We start from the raw sequence: 24,836 nt of genomic DNA, 5'->3' as shown, positions 1-24,836 counted from the left end.
CCAACAACGGCCCAAGCCCCGCAGGGAAGCGCGACCAGCCCCCACCCACCCGCAGCCGAACAACCGTTCAGCAGTTCGGCTTGCCCGCGTACACCGCCAGCGCCGTGTTGGCCCCGAGCGTCGCGGTCAACTGCCCCGACCCGTTCACCGTCACCGTCGTGTTGGCCTGCACATTGCAGTACGTGCCCGCCGCCAGCGAGGTCTGATACGTCCGGGTCAGCGAGGACGACTCGTGGTTGATGGCCACGAAACCCTTGCCACCCCGGCCGAAGGCGATCGCGTCCGCGCCGTTGTCCCACCAGTTCGTGAGCGACTCACCCCGCACGGCGTTGCGGAAGGCGACCATCGACTGGATCTCGGTCCAGGCGTGCTGGCACTTCCAGCCGTCCTGGTAACAGGCGTTGACCGACCCGCCGTTGGGCGGCCCCGCGTCCGTGGACGAGAACTCGTAACCGGAGTTGATGTCGGGCGCGCCGTACGGGTACGCCAGCATGAAGACGTTGGCCAGGGTGTAGTTGGCGTTGTCCTTGTAGCTCAGCGTGGAGCCGTTGCGCTCGGTGTCGTGGTTGTCGACGAAGACGGCCGAGACGCCGCTGCTCATGTACCCCCAGCCCTCCCCGTAGTTCTTCAGGTAGGCGAGGTTCTCGTTGTTGAAGACCCGCTTGAGGTCGAACGCGTACCGGAACTCCTGCACGTCACCGGTGCCGGTGTACTCGCTGGGCTGGACCGCCTCGCCGGCGCCGTAGATGGCCTCCTGCTTCCAGTAGGCGGACGAATTGCTCAGCCTGCCCTTGATGTTGGCGAGGTCGGTCTCGGGGATGTGCTTGGCCGCGTCGACGCGGAATCCGTCGACGCCGAGCGAGAGCAGGTCGTTGAGGTACTTCGCGATGGCGGAGCGGACGTACTCCTCGCCGGTGTCCAGGTCGGCCAGCCCGACGAGTTCGCAGTTCTGGACGTTCGCGCGGTCCTGGTAGTTGCTGATCTGCGAGGTGCAGTTGTCGAAGTCGGGCGCGGAGTACAGGCCCGGGTAGTCGTACTTCGTGTAGGACGAGCCGCCCGTACCGGTGCCGCTGCCCGCCGACATGTGGTTGATCACGGTGTCCGCGACGACCTTCACACCGGCCGAGTGACACGTGTTGACCATGTTCTGGAAGGCCGTACGGTCACCGAGCCGGCCGGCGATCTTGTAGCTGACGGGCTGGTACGAGGTCCACCACTGCGAGCCCTGTATGTGCTCGGCGGGCGGCGAGACCTGGACGTATCCGTAACCGGCGGGGCCCAGCCGGTTGGTGCACTCCTTCGCCACGGACGCGAAGTTCCACTCGAAGAGGACGGCGGTGACGTCCTTGGTGCCGGGCGGGGAGGCCTGGGCGGTGCCTGCGGTGCTCGCGGGGACGACGAGCACGGCGGCCGCCAGGCCGAGCGCGCAGGAGAGAGCTCTCTTGGCCATGTGGGGGATCCCTTCTCCGTTGAAGGTTCTTGCTGCAACATTCAGCAGCTGTGCGGTGCCGCAGATCGTAGAAGCCCGCCTCCCAAAGGGGAAGGCGGGCTTCCGAAAATTCCTGAAAGTTCTTGCAGAGCCGGTCCGTTGAGACCGGTTTGGGCACGCTTGCCGGGTGGCCTCAGCCCGCGGTCCACCACACGGTGACGTCGGCGGGCAGCTTCGCCTCGCCGTCGTCCGTCACGGTCACCTCGCCGCTCGCGAGCAGCACCCGCCCGTAGGAGCTGACGGTCACCGCCTCGCCCGCGGTGTTGGCGGTGCACACGAACGCCCCGCGGCGGAAGGCGAGGACGCCCGCGGGCGCCTCCAGCCACTCGACACGGTCGCCCGCGCCGAGGTCGGCCCGCTCGCTCCGCACGGCGAGCGCGGACCGGTACAGCTCAAGGGTCGAGCCGGCGACACCGGCCTGCGCCTCGACGCTCGACTCGCCCCACCCGGCGGGCTGCGGGAGCCAGCTGCCGCCGCTGCCGAACCCGTACGAGGAACCCTCGCGGCTCCACGGGATCGGCACCCGGCACCCGTCGCGGAACCCGTCCTGTCCTGCGCCGCGGAAGTACGCGGGGTCCTGGCGGACCTCGTCCGGCAGGTCGACGACGTCCGGCAGCCCCAGCTCCTCGCCCTGGTACAGGTACGCGGACCCGGGCAGCGCGAGCATCAGCAGGGTCGCCGCGCGCGCCCGGCGCAGGCCCAGTTCACGGTCCCCCGCGGTACGGATCTGGGTGCCGAGCCCGGCCGGGTTGGCGAACCGCGTCGCGTGCCGGGTCACGTCGTGGTTGGAGAGCACCCAGGTGGCGGGGGCGCCCACGGGACGCATCGCATCGAGGGTGCGGTCGACACAGGAACGCAGCTCCTCGGCGTCCCAATGGGTGCTCAGGTACTGGAAGTTGAAGGCCTGGTGGAGTTCGTCGGGGCGCACGTAGTTGGCGGTGCGCTCGATGGTCGGCGTCCACGCCTCGGCGACGAAGATGCGGTCGCCCGAGTACTCGTCGAGCACCACGCGCCACTGGCGGTAGATCTCGTGCACGCCGTCCTGGTCGAAGAACGGCATGACATCGTTGCCCAGGAGCTTCAGCTGCTCGTGGGATCCGAGGTCGGGCAGCCCCGCCGCCTTCACCAGGCCGTGGGCCACGTCGATGCGGAAGCCGTCCACGCCCATGTCGAGCCAGAACCGCAGGATCGAGCGGAACTCGTCGGCGACCGCCGGGTGGTCCCAGTCGAAGTCGGGCTGCTCGGGCGCGAAGAGGTGGAGGTACCACTCGCCCGGGGTGCCGTCCGGCTCGGTGACGCGGGTCCAGGCGGGGCCGCCGAAGATGGACTCCCAGTCGTTGGGCGGCAGTTCGCCGTGCTCGCCCTGCCCGGCCCGGAAGTGGTAGCGCTCCCGCGACGGCGAGCCCGGCCCCTCCGCGAGGGCCCGCTTGAACCACTCGTGCTGGTCGGAGGAGTGGTTGGGGACGACGTCGACGATGACCCTCAGGTCCAGTTCGTGGGCGTCGCGGATCAGCGCGTCGGCGTCGAGCAGGGTGCCGAACATGGGGTCGACCGCCCGGTAGTCCGCCACGTCGTAGCCCGCGTCGGCCTGCGGCGAGGCGTAGAAGGGGCTGAGCCACACGGCGTCCACGCCCAGGTCGCGCAGGTACGGGAGTCGGGAACGTACGCCCGCCAGATCGCCCATGCCGTCGCCGTTGCTGTCGGCGAAGCTGCGCGGATAGACCTGGTAGATCACCGCGTCGCGCCACCAGTCGCGACGGTCGGCCACGGTGGCGAGAGCGGAGTTCGGCGCCGAGTCGGCGGAGTGCTGCTGGCTCATAACTTCCTTGATACGTAACGGAGTCACACGATCAGATTCAGACACGGGGAGGGGTCACCCCTTCGTGCCGCCCGCGGTCAGGCCGGTGACCAGGTTCTTCTGCACAAGGTAGAAGAACGCGGAGACCGGAATGGCCACCAGCACGGCCGTCGCGGCCATCAGGTTGCGCTGCGCGTCGTGCTCGCTGACGAAGCTCTGCAGCCCGACCGCGAACGTGTACTTCGTGTCGGACAGCATGAACGTCGACGCGAACGCGACCTCGCCGAACGCGGTGATGAAGCTGTAGAACGCGGCGACGGCCAGGCCCGGCTTGGCGAGCGGCAGGATCAGCCGCGCGAACGTGCCGAAGGGCGAGAGACCGTCGACGCGCCCCGCCTCGTCGATCTCGAAGGGGATGGTGTCGAAGTAGCCCTTGAGCAGCCAGGCGCAGTACGGCACGGCCGTCGAGCAGTAGATGAGGATCAGGCCGACGTAGTTGTCGATGAGCTGGAGTTCGCTGAGGATCTCGTACATCGGGACCATCAGGACGGCGACCGGGAACATCTGGGTCACCAGCAGCACCCACATGAACTTCTTGTAGCCGGGGAAACGCATGCGCGAGACCGCGTACCCGGTGGTGGCCGCGACCAGGACGCCGATGACGGTCGTGCCGAGCGACACGATGAGTGTGCTCTTCAGCCAGTCGAAGAACGGCGTGTGCCGCAACACGAACGTGTAGTTGTCGAACGTCATCTTGCCGAGGATGCCCCCGGGGTGCAGATAGTCGTCCTTGTCCGGGCCGAGGGACAGATAGATCAGCCAGACGATCGGGAAGAGCGCGATCAGGCTCGCGACGCCGAGGATGCCGTGCGAGGTCAGGGCTCCGGCGCGGCTGCGTTCACCGCGCCGCGGTCCCTTGCCCGCCGCCCCGGTGCCCGCGGGGACCTTGTCGGCCGGGGCGGGGGTCGTGACTGTCGTGGTGCTCATGGGGACTCCTGCCTCAGATCGCGAGCTGCTGCTCGTTGCGGGCCAGCCAGCGGCGGTAGACGGAGGTGAAGACGATCAGGATGGACAGCAGCAGGACGCCGTACGCGGCGGACTGCGCGTAGTCGCGCGGCTGTTGGCCGAAGCCCAGGTAGTAGGCCCAGGTGACGAGGATCTGCGCGTCCGGCGCGGTGTCGCCGAAGAGCAGGAAGATGATGGCGAACTGGTTGAACGTCCAGATGACGCCGAGCAGTACGACGGTGGAGCTGACCGACTGCAGACCCGGCAGGGTCACGTGCCGGAAGCGCTGCCAGGCGTTGGCGCCGTCCATCTCGGCCGCCTCGTACAGGACGCTGTCGATGGACTGCAGTCCGCCGAGCAGCGAGACCATCATGAACGGCACTCCGCACCAGGTGTTGACCATGATGGCGGCGAACCGCTGCCAGAAGGTGTCCTCCAGCCACAGCGGTGACGGCAGATGCACCGCGTCGAGCACGGAGTTGATGATGCCGCCGTCGGCGAGCATGAACCGCCAGCCGAAGACGGTGACGAACGTCGGCACGGCCCACGGCAGGACGAGGATCAGCCGGTAGAAGGTCCGGCCGCGCAGCTTCTGGTTGAGCAGCAGCGCGAGGCCGAGGCCTATGGCGTAGTGGAGCAGCACGCACACGGCCGTCCACACGATCGTCCAGATGAAGTGCGACCAGAAGCGGTCGTAGGCGGTCGGGCCCCACAGAATGTCCGCGTAGTTGTCCAGGCCGATGAACTTGTACGTGGCGTCGATGTGGTTGACGCCGATCGTGCGGGCCGAGTTGAGGCTGTTGGCGTCGGTGAACGTCAGATAGATGCCGCGCACCAGCGGATAGAGCACCAGCACCCCGAGCACGACGACCACCGGGGCGGTCATCGCGTACGCGTACCAGTACTTCTGGTACGCGTGCTTCAGGCGCTGGAGGGGGCCGGGGCGCGGGGCCCGGTCACCGCGGCGCCTGCCGGTCGCGCGGTCGATGACGACTGTCATGGTTCGACACCTTCTGGAAAATCAGTGGCTGCTCGGGGGCTGGCTGCTCGGAGACAGGGCAGAGACAGGGCCGGTGGCCGCCGGGTCCGGCGGCCACCAGGGCTCACTTGCTGAAGTCCGGGACCAGCTTGGCGATCGAGGTCTCCGCGCTGCTCAGGCCCTTGTCGAGGGACACCTTGCCGCCGGCGATCTTCGGGAGCTCGGTGTCGAGCGGACCCCACAGCGAGCTGTACTCGGGCAGTGCCGGACGCGGCTGGGCGGCGGCGAGGACGCCCTGGTAGCCGGCGATGCCCGGGTCGGACTTGACCTCGGTGGTGTAGGCGTCGTCGCGGGTCGGCAGCGTGGAGTTCTTGAGCGCGACGGTCTCCTGGGACTTCGCCGAGGTCATGAACTTCAGGAACTTCAGCGAGGCGTCCTGGTGGGCCTTGTCCGAACCCGCGTACACGGACAGGTTGTGGCCGCCGGTCGGGGCGCCCGCCTTGCCGCTGCCGCCGGCCGGGACGGTGGCGATACCGAGGTTGCCCTTGTCCTTGAAGGCCGAGCCCTGGTAGAAGTTCGTGATCTCCCACGGGCCCTGGATGATCGAGGCGACCTTGCCGTTGACGAAGGCGTCCTGGATGTGGGCGTACGCGTCGGCGGTGGTGTCGGCCTTGTGCAGGCCCTTGCCGTCGAACAGGCCCTGCCAGGTCTCGTACCCCTTGACCGCCGCGGGCGAGTCGACGGTGACCTTCTTGGCGCCGGCGTCGACCGTGTCGGTGCCCTCGCCGTAGAGGAACGGCTGGGCGTAGTAGGCCTGCGTGGAGCCCCAGTAGCCGTCGACGCCGGTCTTCGACTTGACGGTGGCGGCGTCCTTCTTGAGGTCGGCCCAGGTGGCGGGCGCCCCGTCGATGCCGGCCTTCTCGAAGAGCGCCTTGTTGTAGACCAGCGCGAGGGTGTCGGTGACCAGCGGCACGCCGTACGTCTTGCCCTCGTACTTGGCCTGCTCGATCAGGCTGGACTGGAACTTGTCCTGCTCCGCGAGGGCCTCGGTGCCGTCGAGCGGCAGGAAGAAGCCCTTCTTGGCGAACGCGGGGGTCCAGCCGACCTCGGAGCGCAGGATGTCCGGGGCGCCCTTGGACCCCGCGGCGGTGTCGAACTTGTTCTGCGCCTGGTCGAAGGGCACGTTGACGTACTTGACCTTGATGTCCGGGTTGGCCTTCTCGAATTCCTTCGCGAGGGCCTTGTAGGTCGGTGCCTCGTTGGTGGCGTTGGACGTGTCCCACCAGGTGATGGTGACCGGGCCGTCCGCCTTGCCACTGTCGTCGCTGTCGCCGCCGCAGGCCGTCGCCGCGAGGGCGAGGGACGCCACCAGTGCGGTGGCCGCTATGCCACGCCGCATGAGTTCTCCTTGAGGGTGAAAGCCCGTGTGCTGAGGGGGGCGGACCCGTCCGCCGTCCCTGCCGACTCGCCGGCCGCACCGTTGCCGCCGCCGGGCGACGTGAACGTAACAGCGATGTAAGCGGCGCGAAAGACCTTGCAGCAAAAAAGTGCAAGACCGAGGGACAGTTACCCCGCCGTGACCTCCCCTCGGCCGCCCCGAAGCCTTGATACAGGGCGGTTCACCGGGTACAGGGCCCATGTGCAAGACTCTGCAAGCTCTTGCCATACCCGTGCGTCACAGGGATCATCGGCCCATCGGCGCCTTGCAGAACACCGCGCGCCACGGGCGTACACGGACCGCACGCACCGACCACATCGGTCGACCAGCACCACAGGTGCCGACCAGAACACGAGGGAACGCGATGACGCAGCAGCCCGGAGCGGGCCGTCCCAGTGCCCGCACACGGCGTTCGTCCGGTGGGCAAGGCGTTTCCCGGCCGGTACAGTCCCGTCCCGTGACCACACGGCTTGCCGACATCGCAGCGCAGGCGGGGGTGAGCGAGGCGACCGTCAGCCGGGTCCTGAACGGGAAACCGGGCGTCGCCGCCACCACCCGCCAGACCGTACTGGCCGCACTCGACGTACTGGGCTACGAACGGCCCGTACGGCTGCGCCGGCGCAGCGCGGGGCTGGTCGGGCTGATAACCCCGGAGCTGGAGAACCCGATATTCCCGGCCCTGGCCCAGGTCATCGGCCAGGCGCTGACCCGGCAGGGCTACACCCCGGTGCTCGCGACGCAGACCCCGGGCGGCTCCACCGAGGACGAGCTGACCGAGATGCTGGTCGACCGGGGGGTCGCCGGCATCATCTTCGTCTCCGGACTGCACGCGGACACCTCGGCGGACATGCAGCGCTACGAGCAACTGCGCGGCCAGGGCGTGCCGTTCGTCCTCATCGACGGTTTCTCACCGAAGGTGCAGGCGCCCTTCATCTCGCCGGACGACCGGGCGGCGATGGCTCTGGCGGTCACCCACCTCGTCTCGCTCGGCCACACCCGGATCGGTCTCGCCCTGGGACCCAAGCGGTTCGTGCCGGTGCAGCGCAAGATCGAGGGCTTCGTCCGGACGATGCAGGACCTGCTCGGCCTGGCCACCTCCGACATCGAGGAGCGACTGGTCCAGCACTCGCTGTACACGCTGGAGGGCGGGCAGGCGGCCACCTCGGCGCTCATCGACCGTGACTGCACGGCGATCGTGTGCGCGAGCGACATGATGGCGCTGGGCGCCATACGGACGGCGCGGCAGCGCGGCCTCGACGTCCCCAAGGACATCTCCGTGGTCGGCTTCGACGACTCCCCGCTGATCGCCTTCACCGACCCGCCCCTGACCACGGTCCGCAAGCCGGTGCCCGCCATGGGCCAGGCCGCGGTGCGCACGCTCCTCGAGGAGATCGGCGGGACACCAGCGCCCCACAGCGAGTTCGTGTTCATGCCGGAACTGGTCGTGCGGGGGTCGACGGCCTCGTCCCCCGGGGACCGAAATCGTGCGTAGGAAGTAGAAGGAAGCCGTACGTCACCTACCTCCGGCGTAGGACGTGCGACCAGGACCCACCCGAGGGATGATCGGTGAAGTAAGGCTCGTCTGGCAGACTCTGTCTTATGGGTGAGAGCACCGTGACGACTCTGGAAGGCCAGGAACAGACCCCTTCACAGCCCGTCGCGGACGACGCGGACAGCCGCGCGGGACACCGTCTCCTGCGGCGGCTGCGGACGCCCCGCCGGCCCCGGCTCTGGTTCGAGATCCTGCTCGTCGGCGTGAGTTACTGGACGTACTCACTGGTCCGTAACGCCGTCCCCGAACAGCGTGCCCAGGCCCTGCGGAACGCCGACTGGATCTGGCGCGCGGAGCACCACCTCGGGCTGGCCGTGGAGGAGTCCGTCAACCACGCCGTGAACTCGGTGACCTGGCTGATCGTCGGCATGAACTACTACTACGCGACCCTGCATTTCGTGGTGACCCTCGGTGTCCTGGTGTGGCTCTACCGCAGCCACCCGGGCCGGTACGCGGCGACCCGTCTGGTCCTCTTCGCCACCACGGGTGTGGCCCTGGCCGGTTACTACCTGTATCCGCTGGCCCCGCCCCGTCTGATGAACGGCAACGACTTCGTCGACACGGTCGTGGTCCACCAGACCTGGGGCTCCATGGCCTCGGGCGACCTGAAGAGCATGTCGAACCAGTACGCGGCGATGCCGTCCATGCACATCGGCTGGTCCCTGTGGTGCGGCCTGACGATCTTCGCGCTGGCCTCGGTCCCGTGGGTCCGCGTCCTGGGCCTGCTCTACCCCACGGCGACCCTGGTGGTCATCGTGGCCACGGCCAACCACTTCTGGCTGGACGCGGTGGGCGGCATGATCTGCCTGGCCTTCGGCTTCACGGTGGCGAGGCTCTGGTACGGCGCCCTGCCGCACGCACTCCCGCGCCTGGTCCCGCGCCTGGTCCCGCCGAAGGGTGCCTTCCCGGCCGGGAACGAGCGCCTGCCCTCACCGGCCGCCGAGCGGGGCGGGAGGGACAGAAGGGGCGAGGGCGGCGGGTAGCACACCGTGTGCTCAGCCCCCGTAGAACAGCTCGTCCACCACGGCCCGTGCTCGGCGTGTCGTGCGCCGGTAGTCGTCGAGCATGTCCCCCACGTGCCCCGGCCCGTACCCCAGGTACCTGCCCACCGCGGCGAGCTCCCGCCCGTCGGACGGGAAGGTGTCGCCCGCCCGCCCGCGCACCAGCATCACCGCGTTGCGCACCCGGGTCGCCAGCACCCACGCCTCGTCCAGGGTCCCGGCGTCCTCCCCGGACATCAGCTCCGCCGCGCACGCCGCGGCGAGCGCCTCGCGGGTACGCGTGGTCCGCAGCCCCGGCTCCGCCGAGCCGTGCCGCAGCTGCAGCAACTGCACGGTCCACTCCACGTCGGACAGCCCGCCGCGCCCCAGCTTGGTGTGCAGCGTCGGATCGGCCCCGCGGGGCATCCGCTCGGTCTCCATCCGGGCCTTCAGCCGCCGGATCTCCCGTACGGCGTCGTCGCCCAGCCCCTGTGCGGGGTACCGCAGCGGATCGGCGATGTCCAGGAACCGCCGGCCCAGCTCCGCGTCCCCTGCGACGACTTCGGCCCGCAGCAGCGCCTGCGACTCCCATCCGAGCGACCAGCGGCGGTAGTAGGCCTCGTAGGACTTCAACGTCCGTACGAGCGGACCTGACTTGCCCTCCGGCCGCAGGTCGGCGTCGACCAGCAGCGGTGGGTCGGCGCTGGAGATCTGCAGCAGCCTGCGCATCTCGGAGACGACGGTGTTGGCGGCCCGCGCGGCCTCCTCCTCGCGCACGCCCTCGCGGGGCTCGTGCACGAACAGCACGTCCGCGTCGGACCCGTAACCCATCTCGTGGCCGCCGAAGCGGCCCATGCCGATGACGGCGAAGCGCGTGGGCAGGGTCTCGCCCCAGCCGTCGCGGACGACGGCCCGCAGGGTGCCGGCGAGCGTCGCCGCCGTCAGGTCCGAGATGGCGCCGCCGACCAGGTCCACCAGCGCGCCCTGCTCGGGGTCGGCCGGTGTCTCCTCGGTGCCGTACGAGCTGACGATGTCGATGGCGGCCGTACGGAACAGCTCCCGGCGCCGGACGCCACGCGCGGCGGTGACCGCGGCCTCCCCCTTGCCGGCCCGGCCCACCGCGGAGAGGATCTCCTGCTCCAGGTGGGCGCGGGTCCGGGAAACGAGCCCGCCGCCCGACCCGTTGCCGAGCAGGGCCACGGCCTCGGGCGCCCGCAGCAGCAGGTCGGGGGCGAGCCGGCCCGCGGACAGGACCCGCGCGAGGTTCTCGGCGGCGGCCCCCTCGTCCCGCAGCAGCCGCAGGTACCAGGGCGTCTTGCCGAGCGCGTCGGAGACCTTGCGGAAGTTGAGCAGCCCCGCGTCGGGGTCGGCGGATTCGGCGAACCAGCCCAACAGGACGGGCAGCAGGGTCCGTTGGATGGCCGCCTTGCGGGAGACCCCGGAGGCCAGCGCCTCCAGGTGCCTGAGCGCGGCGGCCGGGTCCGCGTACCCCAGGGCGACCAGCCGCTCGCGTGCCGCACCCGGACTCAACCGGCTCTCGCCGGGCGCGAGTTGGGCGACGGCGTCGAGCAGCGGCCGGTAGAAGAGCTTCTCGTGCAGCCGCCGCACCACCCCGGCGTGCCGCTTCCACTCACGGGTCAGCTCGGCGACGGGGTCGGTGCGCAGCCCCAACGACCGTCCGATGCGCCGCAGATCGGCGTCGTCCTCGGGCACGAGATGGGTGCGCCGCAGCCGGAAGAGCTGTATGCGGTGCTCCATGGACCGCAGGAACCGGTAGGCCTCGTCGAACTGCACGGCGTCGACGCGCCCCACGTACCCGCCCGCGGCCAACGCCTTCAGGGCGTCCAGCGTGGTGCCGCTGCGCAACGACGTGTCGACCTTCCCGTGCACCAACTGCAGCATCTGCACGGCGAACTCGACGTCCCGCAGTCCGCCGGGCCCGAGCTTCAGCTCCCGCTCGATCTCGGCGGGCGGAATGTTCTCGACGACGCGCCGCCGCATCTTCTGCACGTCGGCGACGAAGTTGTCCCGCTCGGCGACCTGCCAGACCATCGGGGACAGGGTGGCGACGTACTTCTCGCCCAGCTCGGTGTCCCCCGCGACGGCCCGCGCCTTCAACAGGGCCTGGAACTCCCAGGTCTTGGCCCAGCGCTGGTAGTAGGCGAGGTGGCTGCTGAGCGTCCGCACGAGCGGGCCGTTGCGTCCCTCGGGCCGCAGGTTGGCGTCGACGGGCCAGATGGATCCCTCGACGGTGGTCTCGGAGCAGATCCGCATCAGATGGGCCGCGAGCCGGGTGGCGGCCCGCATCGCCTCGTCCTCGTCGGCGCCGTCCACACCGTCGGCGGGCTCACCGACGAAGATGACGTCGACGTCGGAGACGTAGTTCAGCTCATGGCCGCCGCACTTGCCCATGGCGATCACCGCGAGCCGGCAGATCCGGGCGTCCGCGGGCGCGGCGGCCTGCGCGAGGGAGAGCGCGGCGCGCAGGGTGGCGGTCGCGAGGTCGGCGAGTTCCGCCGCGGCCTGCGTGACGTCGGTCGTCCCGCACACGTCACGGGCGGCGATGGACAGCAGGCACCGCCGGTAGGCGACCCGCAGCGACACGGGGTCGGTCGCCTCGGCGAGTCCGCGTTCGAACTCGGCCAGGCCCGGGTGCAGGTCCTGCGGCTCGTACGTGACGAGGGCCTGCCAGTCGAGCGGATGGCGCGCGAGGTGGTCGCCGAGCGCGTCGGACGCGCCGAGCACCCCGAGCAGCCGGTCGCGCAGCGGCTTCGCCGCGATCAGCGTGTCGAGCAGTTCGCGCCGCCCCGCGTCGTCCTCCTGGGCCTCGACGATCCGGACGAGTCCGAGCAGGGCCAGATCCGGGTCGGCGGTGGCCCCGAGCGCGTCGAACAGCACCGGGTCGTTCGTCACCGCCGCGAGCTCCGGGCTGTCCAGCAGCCGCTCGGCGGCCGACGGATCGGTGAAACCGTGCCGCAGCAGCCGAGAGAAGGTACTGCTCCTGCGCCCCGGCACCGACATTCCCGTCTCCGTCCTCCCACACGCTCCGCGCGAATCCGCGCGCTCCGCACGATCAAGGTCGTACGGCCTTGAGCCTAACCGCAGAGCCCCGGGGAAGCGCCGGGGCACGTACGGGCGATCGTCCGTGACGGCTCCCCGCCTGGCGCGGGGGGCCGTTTTCGGCTTCGGTGGGAGGTACGGGTAGCCGCACGACAGAGGAGTCGTTCCATGGACATGGCCCTTGAAGTGGTCCTGCTGCCGGTCACCGACATCGACCGGGCGAAGTCCTTCTACCAGGACAAGGTCGGCTTCCACGTCGACCTCGACGCGGAGGTGATGCCGGGTGCGCGCGTGGTCCAGCTGACACCTCCCGGTTCGGGCTGTTCGATCGCGCTCGCCGAGGGGATCCCCAGCCCGACGGGAACCCCACGCCCCGGCACGTACCACGGCATGCAGCTGGTCGTCGCGGACGCCAAGGCCGCGTACGAGGAGCTGACCGCGCGGGGCCTGGAGATCACCGAGCCCGTCCAGTACGCGCCCCAGGACGGCGGCACCTTCATGTACTTCACGGACCCGGACGGCAACGGCTGGGCGGTCCAGGAGTTCCGCGAGCGCGCGACGAAGCCCCTGCACAAGCTGCTGACGGACCTGGCGACACAGGGACAGGGACAGGGACAGGTACAGGAACAGGGACAGGCACCGTCACGGTGACGGTCGCGGTCACCGGTCAGCGTGAACGCCAGCCGGCAACCCCCAGGACGGGCTGGGTACTCATCCGGCGAGAGCGCCCTCGTGCTCCGTCGCGACCTTGGCCAGTGCCGCGAGGAGTTGCTCGTGCGTGCGCCAGAAAACGTCCGGCGCCGCCTTCGCCAATTCGATCCAGAACGGTCCCTGCATCGTCTCCTCGGTCCAGAGATGGCATCCCTTCGGCGTGGGGGTGATGATCCAGGCGTGATGGGCCTTTGAATCCTCCGCGGCCTTGGGGTGGCCGCCCCAGGCGATCCGCGTGACAGGTTCGAATTCCTGCACGGACGCGAAGACGTCCTGGCCGGCGAGATTGGTCTCGAACCGCGTACCGAGCCTGAGCGAGTCATGGCCGTCGAGCAGCTCGACGTGCTCGACTCCCGGGTAGAAGAGGGGCCAGGCCTCGGGATCCACCAGCAGGGACCAGACCATTTCCGGAGAGGCAGCGACCTCCAGTTCGTTGGTGAAGTGGATCGGAGACCGGCTGGGCACCATGGCTGCCGGCCAATTCACTGCTTCGAACACATCGATCTCCGTATGTTGCGTGTGTTGAGCACGTTGGTTGAGCACGTTGAAGGGAAAGGCGGATCAGCCCGCGCGCTTCGCCGCTTCCGTCTCGGCGGCGCGGGCCAGGCGTTCGATCCAGTCCTGGTGGTAGCGGTAGAGCGCACCGGGGTTCTTGCGCCCGAGCTCTTCGAGGAAGAAGGGGCCCTGCTGCGTCTCCTCGGTCAGCACGTGACAGCCGTCGTCCGTGGGCGTGACGACCCAGCCGTGGTACGCGCTCGAACCGGTTTCGTCGCCGTCGACCACCGTCTCCCACGCGAGCCTGCTGAATTCTTCGTACTCCGTGACATTCAGGCTCATCGGGAACCCGACCGTCACCCGGCTGTACTTGGTTCCGAGAGTCAGCTCCGGCTCACCGCTCAGGATCTTGACCTGGTCCTCGGGAGGAAAGTAGCTCCACCAGTTCTCGGCGTCGACGAGCAGCTTCCAGACCACTTCGGGCGGCGCCTTCACGTCGATGTCGTTGAGCGCGTAGATGGCCGAGCTCTTCGGGTCGTACCGCTCGGGCCAGTTCACCTTTTCGTACATCGGCTGTTTCTCCTTCTTGGATGTTTCGATGTTTCGAGAGAATTAACTGATTCGGTCAGAGCTCACCCGGAACGGCGAACCGGTAGAACACGCCGCCGACCGGCCGGCTGCCCATGAGCAGCCAGACCGCGTTCTCGAAGTCACGGGCCCGCGAGAGATCTCCGACGCGCACCGGGTCGTAACCGGCGTCGCGGATGAGCCGCTCGGTGACCTCGGTGGCGCCGTCGTCCGCGACATACCAATTGCTCGGCCGTACGCGCTGCTCACGCACCGCGCCGAACAGCGCGCCGAAGTTCATGTTGAAGCTCTTGGCCACCGGGCCGCGGGTGAAGGACTGCACTTCCTCGGCGTACGACGGGAACGCGCCGTGCCGCGCGGGCAGGATGTTCGTCGCGTCGATCGCGATCTTTCCCTCAAGTCCGGTCACCGTGCTCAGGGCGGCCGAGATCTTGTCGCCGGGTACGGCGACCAGCACGACGTCGGCGTCCGACGCGTCCCCGCCGTCACGGCCGAGCCCGGTGACGTCATGACCCGCCGCCCGCCAGAGGTCGCCGAGCCCTCCGCCGATCGTTCCTCTTCCGATGGTGACAATCTTCATTTCGATCTCCTTTTTCTGAATGTGCCGCTTACACGGCCACGGAATTCCTGACCGCGTCCAGGCCCGCGGCCTGCGACACGACAGGCTCGTATCCCAGCTCGGCCACGGCCTTTTCCGTCCGCAAGGTGCACGGCTGCCCGAGGAACCACCGAACGGGAACAGGGATCTCTCGCACGGCAGTCTCGGCGTCCAGGTCCGGGATCGGCGTGTCGACGCCATTGGTCTCGACGCCATGGATCTCGAACAGCGTCTCCATGAACTCGCGCAGGTCGACGCGGTGCCGGTCGGTGACGAAGTAGGCCTCGCCCGGCCGGCCGCGCAGCCAGCCGAGGACGAGTCCTTCGACGGCGTTCTCGACGAACGTGACGTCCGTCGTGTGCCGGCCGCCGTCGATCCAGGCGAACCGCCCCGCCTTCGCCGCCGCCACCAGTCCGTCGACGAGGATGCTGTCGGGGCCCCAGACGAACCTCGGGCGGATCGACACCGTGGCGAACTCCGGGGTGTTCGCGTCGAGCACGATCCGCTCCGCGACGGCCTTCACCGCGCAGTAGGCAGCTTCCGAGTCGGGCCGCAGTGGCGCGGTCTCGTCGACCTCCACGAGCGGGTCGCCGGCGAGCAGCGCGGCTTCGCTCCCGCAGTGGACGAACCGGGGGACCCGCGCGTGGCGGGCCGCGTCGACGGCTGCCCGAGTGCCGCGGACCGACACCAGTTCATGACGCTCTCGGTCAGCGGTGACGTCGGTCTCGGCGGCCAGGTGGAACACCACGTCGCTGCCCACCACCGCCTCCTGCCACGTGGCCGGGTCGGTCAACTCGCCCCGTACGGGCTCGGCACCCAGCGCCGAGACCTTGGCGGCCGACACCTCGCTCCGGACCAGGACGCGGACCGTGTGGCCCTCGCCGAGGAGCCGCCGTACCAGCGCCCGGCCGATGAACCCCGAACCGCCCGTGACGAACGCGTGCGCCATGAATATCTCCTCGGTCTGTGTCGGTGAATCCGTGTCGGTGAAAAGGTCTCGTGAGCTGTAGCAATGGACGACCCCGAAGGTCTTCCCTCGAAGCGATTCATGGTTGGAAGGTCTGCGATAAAATAAATGGATGACTTCTCTTCGGGCGCTGGAGTGCCTTGTCGCGGTCGCGGACTCCGGGTCCATCACGCAGGCCGCCCTGCTGCTGCACTCGTCGCAACCCGCGGTCTCCCACCAGATCGCCGTGCTCGAACGCGAGACCCGGACGACCCTGCTGCGCCGCGAACCCCGAGGGGTCAAGCTCACCCCCGCGGGGCGCGCCGCCGTCGCGGACGCCAGACGGGCGATCGAGGCGGCCGCCGCCGCGGTGAGGTCGGCGCGTGCGGCGGGTCAGGCGGCCGGCGGGGTCCTGCGGCTGGCCTGTGCGCAGAGCCTCACGGTGACGCTGCTCGCCCCGGTCATGCGCCAGTGGCACCGGCGCCGTCCGGAGGTGGCGATCACCCTGCGCGAATCCACCTCGATGGACGAGATCCTGGGCTTCCTCGACTCCGACGAGGTCGACGTGGTGCTGATGTCCGCCCCGCCGCCCGGCCGCTTCACGGTCACCCCCGTCGCCGAGGAGGAGATCGTGCTGGCGGCGCCCACCGGCCACCCGCTGGCCGAGCAGCCGACGGTAGGCATCGAGGACCTCGAAGGCGTGCCACTCGTCCACTTCGCGGCGGACAACGGCCTCAGCGTCTGGCTCGACCAGTCCCTCGCCCGCGCCGGGGTCCACCCCGAGACGGTGATGAGGACATCGGTGACCGCCGCGGCACCCCAACTGGCGGCCGCAGGTCTGGGCGTCGCGGTGTGTCCCGTGAGCGCGCTCAGCGACGGCTTCCCTGGCGCGGTGCGGTCGTTCTCACCGCGGTGGGCCAGACAACTGGTGGCGGTGACACCCACGGAACCGGACCCACTGACCGCGCGCTTCATCGCCGACCTGCGCGGTCACGGCGTACGCGTACCTCGCGGCGTACGCACGCAGCTCACGGACCCCGCGACCACGGCCACGGCCGCGCCCACGCCCACGCCGTAGGTTCAGCAGGTTCCTGTCACCTGCGCCGCATGTCGGGTAGCGCCGGAAGGTCGACTTCGATCCGTGCGGCGTTGAGGAATTCGTGTTCCGCCGCCCAGAGGGCCTCGAACAGATTCGACGGAACGCTCCCCGCGGGAAGCGTGGCCCGAGCGGCCGCCACCTCTCGCGCCGCCGCGACCGTCCCGATGCACGCGCGAACCGTCTCAAGACGCGAGGACACCAGCCGGACCGCCATCAGCGCCGCCTCAAGGCTCTCCTTGTAGGGCCGCCCCGCGCTGTCGAAGAGCGGCATCTGCTCACCGGGGATCGTCGGGTGCGGAGCCGCATCGATCCGCGTGTCGCCTTCGACCACGAAGGCGACGTAACTCCGCAGGGAACGCATGAAGTCGTCATAGGTCCGCAGCCGGATGTCCCGCCAGTGACGTTCGTGGTCGCGTTTCCACATCCGGTCCTGGTTCCGCAGGGAGAGCCACCCGCCGAGCGCCACTCCGACCAACGCGACCAGACCGGTTATGGACGTCCCGAGCACATCCACAGCCACCCCCGAGTGAGTTCCGATCGACACCGGCCGCCGTCCGGCAGGGGCACCCGCTCGCCACGACCGTGGCGGAACGGCCGCCGGGCGACGCTACCGTGAAGTGCGTGTTCACCGACATCGAGAACTTCCAGGAGTCGCTCGCGGCCAGTGGGTTGCCGCCTGTGCTCAGTGGGCGGCACGACAGTGGGGAGTTCCGGGCCAGTGTCCTGGCGCGCGACCTCGGGTCCCTCAAGCTGATCGAGCTGACCACGCCTGAGGGCGAGTGCTTCCGGGACGCGCGTTGTGCCCGCGCCGACGACGCGGAGCTGTGGCAGATCGACCTGATGACGCGGGGGCACGCGCGTGTCGAGCAGGGCCGTGGCACCGCCGAGCTCGGGCCGACCGACCTCGTGCTCATCGACCCGGCGCGGCCCGTGCGGTTCGCCAGCACCGACTGCACGCACGTGACCATGCTGGTGCCCCGGCGCGAGCTGCGGCTGCGCCCCGGTGACGCCGCCCGCCTGGCCGGCGTACGCATCAGGGGCGACCGGGGCCCCGCGGCCCTGGTGTCCTCGCTCGCGCGGGACATGGCCCGGTCGCTGACGGGGTTCCGCACCAGGGAGGCGGACCGGTCGGCGGCCGCGGTGATCGAGCTGGTGTCGGTGGCGCTGGAGGCCCAGCTGGGCGACGCGCACCCGGACCCCGACGAGGTGCTGCGCGACCGCGTACTCGGCTACATCGAGGCGCGGCTGTCCGACCGGGACCTCACTCCGGCCCGGATCGCCGCGGCACACCACATCGCGGTACGCCGGCTCCACCGGCTCTTCGAGGACCAGCCCCTGACCGTCGCGGCCCTCATCCGCCGGCGCCGCCTGGAGCGGTGCCGCGCCGACCTGGCGCGGAGCGACCGGACGGTCTCGGCTGTCGCCACGCGCTGGGGATTCGCCGATCCGGCGCATTTCAGCAGGCTCTTCAAGGCGACGTTCGGCTACAACGCGGCCGCGCTGACGTCCAACAACCGTGCACGGACAGTCAAGGCGCCCGCCCGCGGGCGCGACAAGGATGGAGGCGCGTACAGCACAGAAAGGTGATCACATGGAGCAGTCGATGGGACAGCCGACGGAACAGCCGACGGAACAGTCGGTCGAGGCGATGAGTGCCATTCCGGGCCGGATGTACGAGGCCTGGAACCGGGGGGACGCCGCCGGTTTCTTCGCCGACTTCGCCGAGGACGCCCTGTTCGTGGAGCTGGAGGGAACCATCTACCGCAGCCGCGCGGAGATGGTCGCGGTGCAGGCGGAGCTCTTCGGGACGGTGCTGAAGGGTTCCCGGCTGGTGCGGGGCGAGGTGCCGTTCGCCCGGATCGTCGGCGGGGGCGTCGGCGTGGTCCACGGTCGCGTCAGCATGCTCATGCCGGGCGAGGAGCAGCCACCGCCGACGCGCGTCTCCATGCAGCTCTTCGTCACGGAGTGGCGCGACGACCGCTGGGTGGTCGTCGCTCTGGAGAACGCGCGTCTGCTCTCCATGGAAAGCATGGCGGTACTGGAGTCCCTGGCCGCCGGGGCCCCGGAAAAGGGCTGACGGCGAAACGTCATTGCGTCGAGGAGATCCGGTCGTTGAAGGTGTTGACGCCGAAATACGACCCGTCGGCGTTGTAGATCGGCACGCTGCTCAGATTCGCGATCCGCTGACCCGGCGCCACGTCGATGTACTTACCGCCGAAGTAGACGTCCTGATACAGCCTGACGCTCCACGACGCGTTGTTGACGACCGAGGACGCGACGTCGTTGAACCCCTCCCTCTTGAGGTCGGAGTCGGATGTTCCGAAGCGGGAGATCCACAGCATCGACCCGCCGTAGTTGTAGTCCTTGAACAGGCAGATCTGACCCGAGGGGCAGTCGGATTCCGCCGCGCTCGCCGAGGGCGCCGCGATCAGCGCGGCGCCGACCGCCAGAGTCACGGCTGATGCGACGGACGCGGCGGAGAGAATACGAAACCGCACGAGAAACCTTCCGGTTGGCGGGTAGGCACAAACAGAACAAGGGGCCTGAAGCTGCCGCCGGCCCTACCAGGTGGAGGACGTCCGGTCGTTGAAGGTGTTCACGCCGAAATACGACCCGTCGGCGTTGTAGATCGGCACGCTGCTCAGATTCGCGATCCGCTGGCCCGGCGCCACCACGACGTACTTACCGCCCTGGTTGAGGTCCTGGTACAGCCTCACCGTGACGGACGAGTTGTTGACCACCGACGACGTCGCGTCGTTGAAGTCCCAGCCCTTCAGGTTGTCGACGCGCGTTCCGATCGCGGTGATCTCCAGAATCCTGCCGTTGTAGTCGTAGTCCTTGAAGAGGCAGATCCGTCCTGCCCCGCAGTCGGATTCGGCAGCCGCCGCAGGAGTTCCTGAAACCAGCAGACCGCCGACGGCCAGAACCGCAGCCGAAATTCCTGTCAGCGCACGCGTTCTCATCGCTCTGACTCCGCTTCGTCGAGAAGGGGGAACAAGGGAGAATTACTCTGCACGCAGGCTAAGTTCGGCTTCCGCATTCCACATAGAACATGGGTGCCAGTCACAGACAGCACTCGGGGCCGACGGTCCACGCCCGTCGGCCCCGAGTGTCGAAGCAGCTGAACATCCCTGCTCCGGTGGCTGCCCCTTACAGCACCGGCAGGTTCTTCCGCAGCTCGAAGGCCGTGACCTCGCTGCGGTACTCCTCCCACTCCTGGCGCTTGTTGCGCAGGAAGAAGTCGAAGACGTGCTCGCCCAGTGTCTCGGCGACCAGTTCGCTGCGTTCCATCAGGGTGAGGGACTCGCCCAGGTTCTGGGGCAGGGGCTCGATGCCCATCGCGCGGCGCTCGGCGTCCGAGAGGGCCCAGACGTCGTCGTCGGCGCCCGGCGGCAGCTCGTAGCCCTCCTCGATGCCCTTGAGGCCGGCCGCCAGCAGGACCGCGTACGACAGGTACGGGTTCGCGCCCGAGTCGAGGGAGCGGACCTCCACCCGCGCCGAGCCCGTCTTGCCGGGCTTGTACATCGGCACGCGGACCAGGGCCGAGCGGTTGTTGTGCCCCCAGCAGATGTACGAGGGGGCCTCGCCGCCCGCGCCCGCGGTGCGCTCGGAGCCGCCCCAGATGCGCTTGTACGAGTTGACCCACTGGTTGGTGATCGCGGCGATCTCCGCCGAGTGCTTCAGCAGGCCCGCGATGAAGGAGCGGCCCACCTTGGAGAGCTGGTACTCGGAGCCCGACTCGTAGAACGCGTTGCGGTCGCCCTCGAAGAGCGAGAGGTGCGTGTGCATCCCCGAACCCGGGTGCTCGCTGAACGGCTTCGGCATGAACGTCGCCTGGACGCCCTGCTCCAGCGCCACCTGCTTCATGACCAGCCGGAACGTCATGATGTTGTCCGCCGTGGAGAGCGCGTCCGCGTACCGGAGGTCGATCTCCTGCTGGCCCGGCGCGCCCTCGTGGTGCGAGAACTCGACCGAGATGCCCATCGACTCCAGCATCGTGATCGCCTGGCGGCGGAAGTCCATGCCGACGTTGTGCGGGGTGTGGTCGAAGTAGCCGGAGTTGTCCGCCGGGGTCGGGCGCGAGCCGTCGACCGGCTTGTCCTTCAGCAGGAAGAACTCGATCTCCGGGTGCGTGTAGAAGGTGAAGCCCAGGTCGGAGGCCTTGGCCAGGGCCCGCTTCAGCACGTACCGCGGGTCCGCGAAGGACGGTGAGCCGTCCGGCATCAGGATGTCGCAGAACATCCGGGCGGTGCCGGGCGCCTCCGCGCGCCACGGCAGGACCTGGAAGGTCGACGGGTCCGGCTTGGCGATCATGTCGGACTCGTAGACGCGGGCGAAGCCCTCGATGGCCGACCCGTCGAAGCCGATGCCCTCGTCGAAGGCCTGCTCCAGCTCCGCCGGGGCCACGGCCACGGACTTGAGGAAGCCCAGCACGTCCGTGAACCACAGGCGTACGAACCGGATGTCGCGCTCTTCCAACGTACGGAGCACGAACTCCTGCTGCTTGTCCATCTTCCGCTTCCACCCAATCTTGCTGGTCAGGCCGCCTGCTCCCGTCCCAGGAAGGCGGTCGGGCACCTGCGCATCACACCACAACAGCATTTCATGCGCGTTGCGGACCTTGATCGCCCGGCCGACCTCCGTCCGAACGCCTCACGTACGGCAGATGTACTGCTGCTCTGCCGCCCATCTTGCCTGCTGAGCGCCGTGCATGTAATGCCCGGCTCCCGCCGTCTCTGCCCCGTCGTTTAAAGTTGCATCTCAGATGCAACTTTTAATACCGTACTGGCAGTCGAGCCGAGGAGCCCCGATGCTGTCCGAGCAGTCCGCCGCCACCGTCCGCGCCACCCTTCCCGCCGTCGGCGGGGCCCTGGGAGAGATCAGCGACCGCTTCTACGCGCGGCTCTTCACGGCCCACCCCGAGCTGCTGCGCGACCTCTTCAACCGGGGCAACCAGGCCTCCGGCACCCAGCGCCAGGCCCTGGCGGGCGCCTTCGCCGCCTTCGCCGGCCGGCTCGTCGAGCACCCCGACGAGCGGCCCGACACGATGCTGCACCGCATCGCCCACAAGCACGCCTCCCTGGGCATCACCCCCGAGCAGTACCCCGTCGTCCACGAGCACCTCTTCGCCGCCGTCGCCGACGTGCTCGGCGAGGCGATCACCCCGGAGGTGGCCAGGGCCTGGACCGAGGTGTACTGGCTGATGGCGAACGCCCTCATCGCCATCGAGAAGCGGCTGTACGCGGCGACGGCGAGCGGGGCCGACGGCACGGGCGGCGCGAACGCCGCGGGCGGCACGGGCGCCGCGGGCGGCCGGCGCGTCTGGGAGGTCGTCGAACGCGTCGAGGAGACCGCCGACGTGGCCACCTTCCTGATACGCCCGGCCGACGGCGCCCCCGCCCCCGCCTTCCGGCCCGGCCAGTACGTCTCCGTCCGCGTCGAGCTGCCGGACGGGGCCCGCCAGTCACGCCAGTACAGCCTCATCGGCGCGCCCGGCTCCGCCGTACGCCGGATCGGTGTGAAGCGGGTGCACGGCGGCGCGGCGCCCGACGGGGAGGTCTCCAACCACCTGCACGCGCGCGTGCAGGTCGGCAGCACACTCGAACTGTCCGCCCCGTACGGGGATCTCGTGCTCGACGCCGGACCCCGGACGCCGGTGCTCCTCGCCTCCGCCGGTATCGGGGTGACGCCGATGATCGCCATGCTGGAGCAGCTCGTGGCCACCGGACACCGCGCTCCGGTGACCGTGGTGCACGCGGACCGGTCCCCGGCCGAGCACGCCCTGCGGGACGAGCACGAGGCCTATGTGGAGAAGCTCGCCGACGCGCGGGCGCACTTCTGGTACGAGCGGCCGGAGCCGGGGCATCCTGCCGACCGGACGGGTCTGGTCGATCTCTCGTCGCTGGTGGTCGCGTCGGGTACGCGGGCGTATCTGTGCGGGCCGCTGCCCTTCATGCGGGCGGTACGCGGCAGTCTGATCGACAAGGGGGTCGCCCCCGCCGACGTCCACTACGAGGTCTTCGGGCCCGACCTGTGGCTGGCGCAGCCGGCGGGCTGACGGGGCGGCGCGGCCAACCGAAGGCGCGGGGTCGCACTGCGGCTGCGGGCCGGCGGGGGGGGCGGCCGCGCAGTTCCCCGCGCCCCTGGACACCCAGGGGCGCAACCCCTACCTCATGGTGATGCCCAGTAGCAGTGGGCCCGTCGGGGCGCTCACCATGTCCGTGATCGTCAGTGGGTCCAGGGACGCGTAGAAGGCCTCCTGGGCCCGCCGCAGGGCGACCCGCAGCCGGCACCCCGTGTGCAGCGGGCAGGGCGCGGCCCCCTCGCAGTCGACGACGTCACCCTCCCCCTCGAAGACCCGCACGAGCGCGCCGACCGAGGCCGTACGCCCCTTCTCTGTGAGGGTCAGCCCGCCGCCTCGGCCGCGGCGGGCGTCCAGGAGCCCGAGGTGCTGAAGCTCGGCGACCACCTTCGCGGCATGCGTGTACGGCACCTCCACACCGGCCGCGACCTGCCGGGTCGTGGGTGTCACCCCGTCGGCGACCGCGAGTCGCATCAGGACGCGCAGTGCCAGGTCGGTCGATCGCAACAGCCGCATACCGGCAGCGTAGATAATGCGCATCCACGGTTCAACTTATTGTCCGAGACCGGCGGACTCCCGCCCGTTCGGCCATTCCCGCGGGCTCCCCGTATACATCCCCTCCTCCCCCACTACGATCAGCTGACCACTCCGCTGCCCCTTTCCCCCAGAAGGACCACCCCATGGGTTCCGCCAAGAAGACAGACACCACGTCACGCAAAGCGCGGATAGAGCAGATGCGACGCGCCGAGCAGTCCCGTGAGCGCCGCAACCGGTTCCTCACGATCGCCGCGAGCGTGATCGTCGTCGCCGGTCTCGTCGCCGGCGGCGCCTTCGTGATCAGCTCGCAGTCCGACTCCTCCGACGACAAGGACAGCTCGGCGAGCGACTCCAAGTCGGGGTCCGGGAAGTTCGTCACCGGCAAGGACGGCGTGCGGGAGTGGAACACCAAGCTCACGCAGAACCACGTCACCAAGGACGTGAAGTACCCGATGGAGCCCCCGGTCGGCGGTGACCACAACCAGGTCTGGATGAACTGCAACGGCGACGTCTACGACAAGGCCATCGCCAATGAGAACGCCGTGCACTCGCTGGAGCACGGCGCGGTCTGGGTGACGTACACCGGCAAGGCGTCGGACGCCGACGTGAAGGCGCTCGCCGAGCGGGTCAAGAAGACGCCGTACTCGCTGATGAGCCCCGTCGAGGACCAGGAGGCCCCGGTCATGCTCTCCGCGTGGGGCCACCAGCGGACCGTGACGGGCGCGAGCGACCCGGACGTCGCCACGTTCTTCGAGACCTACGTCCAGGGCAAGCAGACGCCCGAGCCGGGCGCCGCCTGCACCAACGGCCTCTCCCAGTGAGGAGGTCGAAGTCCGCCGGCTGGATCGCCGGTGCCGCCGCGGCCGTCCTCGTCGCGGCCGGGGCGATCACCTACGCGGTCGCCGACGGCGACGACTCCGGGATGAAGCCTCCCGCCGCCGGTTCGGCGGACGCCGGCTTCGCCCGTGACATGTCCGTGCACCACCAGCAGGCCGTCGAGATGTCGTACATCGTGCGCGACCTCACCGACGACGAGGAGGTGCGCCGTCTCGCGTACGACATCGCGCAGACGCAGGCCAACCAGCGCGGCATGATGATCGGCTGGCTCGACCTGTGGGAGCTGCCCAAGGTGTCCGCCGACCCGCCCATGAAGTGGATGGGCATGGCCGGCATGGGCTCCGGCGAGGACGGCGCGCTCATGCCGGGCATGGCGACCAACACCGAGATGGACGCGCTGCGCGAACTGACCGGCAAGGCGGCCGAGATCCGCTTCCTGCAGCTCATGTACGCCCATCACGTGGGCGGCGTGCACATGGCCGAGGGCTGTGTGGAGCGGTGCCAGGTCGGGGTGGAGCGCCGGCTCGCGCAGGGCATGGTGCAGGCCCAGGAGTCGGAGATGCGGCTGATGTCGGACCTGCTGGAGAAGCGCGGCGCGAAGCCTCTGCACTGACCCGCCGACCGACCCGCCAGGTCCGGGGC

The 24,836-nt window shown here is 69.5% G+C and carries 24 protein-coding genes; 9 read left to right on the top strand and 15 right to left on the bottom strand.

Annotated features, from left to right (window positions below):
* Positions 1-67: 67 nt before the first annotated feature.
* From ACLVWQ_RS24075 to ACLVWQ_RS24055, 5 genes are all read right to left on the bottom strand, one after another.
* The gene (locus ACLVWQ_RS24075; RefSeq protein ID WP_414111225.1) at positions 68-1,450 is read right to left on the bottom strand and encodes an alpha-amylase; all 1,383 of its coding nucleotides are present in this window, start codon (positions 1,448-1,450) and stop codon (positions 68-70) included.
* A 172-nt stretch (positions 1,451-1,622) separates the two neighbouring features.
* On the bottom strand, positions 1,623-3,308 hold the full coding sequence (locus ACLVWQ_RS24070) for a glycoside hydrolase family 13 protein (protein WP_414111223.1): 1,686 nt from the start codon (positions 3,306-3,308) through the stop codon (positions 1,623-1,625).
* 54 nt (positions 3,309-3,362) lie between these two features.
* Positions 3,363-4,274 carry a sugar ABC transporter permease gene (locus tag ACLVWQ_RS24065; RefSeq protein ID WP_414111222.1) on the bottom strand — a complete coding sequence of 304 codons (912 nt, stop codon included), beginning with the start codon at positions 4,272-4,274 and terminating at the stop codon, positions 3,363-3,365.
* 13 nt (positions 4,275-4,287) lie between these two features.
* On the bottom strand, positions 4,288-5,292 hold the full coding sequence (locus ACLVWQ_RS24060; RefSeq protein WP_414111221.1) for a carbohydrate ABC transporter permease: 1,005 nt from the start codon (positions 5,290-5,292) through the stop codon (positions 4,288-4,290).
* A 103-nt stretch (positions 5,293-5,395) separates the two neighbouring features.
* Positions 5,396-6,670, bottom strand: a complete 1,275-nt coding sequence (locus tag ACLVWQ_RS24055; RefSeq protein ID WP_414111220.1) for an extracellular solute-binding protein — start codon at positions 6,668-6,670, stop codon at positions 5,396-5,398.
* Between the two features lie 496 nt (positions 6,671-7,166).
* Here ACLVWQ_RS24055 and ACLVWQ_RS24050 point away from each other — a divergent pair, with 496 nt between their 5' ends.
* Positions 7,167-8,201, top strand: coding sequence for a LacI family DNA-binding transcriptional regulator (locus ACLVWQ_RS24050; RefSeq protein WP_414111219.1), 1,035 nt, complete (start codon positions 7,167-7,169; stop codon positions 8,199-8,201).
* Between the two features lie 107 nt (positions 8,202-8,308).
* Positions 8,309-9,244: a phosphatase PAP2 family protein gene (locus tag ACLVWQ_RS24045; RefSeq protein ID WP_414111218.1), complete on the top strand. Its 936-nt coding sequence runs from the start codon at positions 8,309-8,311 to the stop codon at positions 9,242-9,244.
* Positions 9,245-9,256: 12 nt separating this feature from the next.
* Here the strand turns inward: ACLVWQ_RS24045 and ACLVWQ_RS24040 are convergent, their stop codons facing one another.
* Complete coding sequence (locus tag ACLVWQ_RS24040; RefSeq protein ID WP_414111217.1) at positions 9,257-12,262, bottom strand: bifunctional [glutamine synthetase] adenylyltransferase/[glutamine synthetase]-adenylyl-L-tyrosine phosphorylase; 3,006 nt, start codon at positions 12,260-12,262, stop codon at positions 9,257-9,259.
* 207 nt (positions 12,263-12,469) lie between these two features.
* On the opposite strand from ACLVWQ_RS24040, the gene ACLVWQ_RS24035 reads away from it, so the two are divergent.
* A complete protein-coding gene (locus ACLVWQ_RS24035) occupies positions 12,470-12,952 on the top strand; it encodes a VOC family protein (protein WP_414111216.1) in 483 nt (160 codons plus the stop codon).
* Positions 12,953-13,012: 60 nt separating this feature from the next.
* Here ACLVWQ_RS24035 and ACLVWQ_RS24030 read toward each other — a convergent pair whose 3' ends face one another.
* The 4 genes from ACLVWQ_RS24030 to ACLVWQ_RS24015 form a co-directional block, all read right to left on the bottom strand.
* Complete coding sequence (locus ACLVWQ_RS24030; protein WP_414111215.1) at positions 13,013-13,510, bottom strand: SRPBCC domain-containing protein; 498 nt, start codon at positions 13,508-13,510, stop codon at positions 13,013-13,015.
* A gap of 63 nt (positions 13,511-13,573) precedes the next feature.
* The gene (locus ACLVWQ_RS24025; RefSeq protein ID WP_414111214.1) at positions 13,574-14,077 is read right to left on the bottom strand and encodes an SRPBCC family protein; all 504 of its coding nucleotides are present in this window, start codon (positions 14,075-14,077) and stop codon (positions 13,574-13,576) included.
* A 55-nt stretch (positions 14,078-14,132) separates the two neighbouring features.
* Positions 14,133-14,675 carry a dinucleotide-binding protein gene (locus tag ACLVWQ_RS24020; protein ID WP_414111213.1) on the bottom strand — a complete coding sequence of 181 codons (543 nt, stop codon included), beginning with the start codon at positions 14,673-14,675 and terminating at the stop codon, positions 14,133-14,135.
* A gap of 28 nt (positions 14,676-14,703) precedes the next feature.
* A complete protein-coding gene (locus tag ACLVWQ_RS24015) occupies positions 14,704-15,642 on the bottom strand; it encodes an NAD-dependent epimerase/dehydratase family protein (protein ID WP_414111212.1) in 939 nt (312 codons plus the stop codon).
* 130 nt (positions 15,643-15,772) lie between these two features.
* On the opposite strand from ACLVWQ_RS24015, the gene ACLVWQ_RS24010 reads away from it, so the two are divergent.
* Entirely contained in the window at positions 15,773-16,717 is a 945-nt protein-coding gene (locus ACLVWQ_RS24010; RefSeq protein WP_414111211.1) for a LysR substrate-binding domain-containing protein, read from the top strand.
* A 16-nt stretch (positions 16,718-16,733) separates the two neighbouring features.
* On the opposite strand, the gene ACLVWQ_RS24005 is transcribed toward ACLVWQ_RS24010, so the two are convergent.
* Positions 16,734-17,258 carry a hypothetical protein gene (locus ACLVWQ_RS24005; RefSeq protein WP_414111210.1) on the bottom strand — a complete coding sequence of 175 codons (525 nt, stop codon included), beginning with the start codon at positions 17,256-17,258 and terminating at the stop codon, positions 16,734-16,736.
* 101 nt (positions 17,259-17,359) lie between these two features.
* On the opposite strand from ACLVWQ_RS24005, the gene ACLVWQ_RS24000 reads away from it, so the two are divergent.
* Positions 17,360-18,325: a helix-turn-helix domain-containing protein gene (locus tag ACLVWQ_RS24000; protein WP_414111209.1), complete on the top strand. Its 966-nt coding sequence runs from the start codon at positions 17,360-17,362 to the stop codon at positions 18,323-18,325.
* Positions 18,326-18,329: 4 nt separating this feature from the next.
* A complete protein-coding gene (locus tag ACLVWQ_RS23995; RefSeq protein ID WP_414111208.1) occupies positions 18,330-18,815 on the top strand; it encodes an SgcJ/EcaC family oxidoreductase in 486 nt (161 codons plus the stop codon).
* Between the two features lie 10 nt (positions 18,816-18,825).
* Here the strand turns inward: ACLVWQ_RS23995 and ACLVWQ_RS23990 are convergent, their stop codons facing one another.
* The 3 genes from ACLVWQ_RS23990 to glnA form a co-directional block, all read right to left on the bottom strand.
* Positions 18,826-19,236 (bottom strand): peptidase inhibitor family I36 protein, encoded by a 411-nt coding sequence (locus ACLVWQ_RS23990; protein WP_414111207.1) that lies wholly within the window; start codon positions 19,234-19,236, stop codon positions 18,826-18,828.
* A 63-nt stretch (positions 19,237-19,299) separates the two neighbouring features.
* On the bottom strand, positions 19,300-19,701 hold the full coding sequence (locus tag ACLVWQ_RS23985; RefSeq protein ID WP_414111206.1) for a peptidase inhibitor family I36 protein: 402 nt from the start codon (positions 19,699-19,701) through the stop codon (positions 19,300-19,302).
* Positions 19,702-19,888: 187 nt separating this feature from the next.
* The gene (glnA, locus tag ACLVWQ_RS23980) at positions 19,889-21,250 is read right to left on the bottom strand and encodes a type I glutamate--ammonia ligase (RefSeq protein WP_414111205.1); all 1,362 of its coding nucleotides are present in this window, start codon (positions 21,248-21,250) and stop codon (positions 19,889-19,891) included.
* A 298-nt stretch (positions 21,251-21,548) separates the two neighbouring features.
* Here glnA and ACLVWQ_RS23975 point away from each other — a divergent pair, with 298 nt between their 5' ends.
* Positions 21,549-22,796: a globin domain-containing protein gene (locus ACLVWQ_RS23975; protein ID WP_414111204.1), complete on the top strand. Its 1,248-nt coding sequence runs from the start codon at positions 21,549-21,551 to the stop codon at positions 22,794-22,796.
* A 108-nt stretch (positions 22,797-22,904) separates the two neighbouring features.
* Here ACLVWQ_RS23975 and ACLVWQ_RS23970 read toward each other — a convergent pair whose 3' ends face one another.
* Positions 22,905-23,336 (bottom strand): RrF2 family transcriptional regulator, encoded by a 432-nt coding sequence (locus ACLVWQ_RS23970; RefSeq protein ID WP_414111203.1) that lies wholly within the window; start codon positions 23,334-23,336, stop codon positions 22,905-22,907.
* Between the two features lie 164 nt (positions 23,337-23,500).
* Between ACLVWQ_RS23970 and ACLVWQ_RS23965 the strand changes: the two genes are divergently transcribed.
* Together ACLVWQ_RS23965 and ACLVWQ_RS23960 are read left to right on the top strand one after the other, a co-directional pair.
* Positions 23,501-24,178 (top strand): DUF3105 domain-containing protein, encoded by a 678-nt coding sequence (locus ACLVWQ_RS23965; protein ID WP_414111202.1) that lies wholly within the window; start codon positions 23,501-23,503, stop codon positions 24,176-24,178.
* On the top strand, positions 24,175-24,807 hold the full coding sequence (locus ACLVWQ_RS23960; RefSeq protein ID WP_414111201.1) for a DUF305 domain-containing protein: 633 nt from the start codon (positions 24,175-24,177) through the stop codon (positions 24,805-24,807). Before ACLVWQ_RS23965 ends, ACLVWQ_RS23960 begins: the two co-directional genes overlap by 4 nt.
* The last annotated feature ends 29 nt before the right edge of the window (positions 24,808-24,836 follow it).

The organism is Streptomyces sp. CWNU-52B, assembly GCF_047444975.1.
GTDB lineage: Bacteria > Actinomycetota > Actinomycetes > Streptomycetales > Streptomycetaceae > Streptomyces.
Note: the sequence above shows the minus strand (reverse complement) of the source record. Positions and strands in the feature narration are given on the sequence as shown.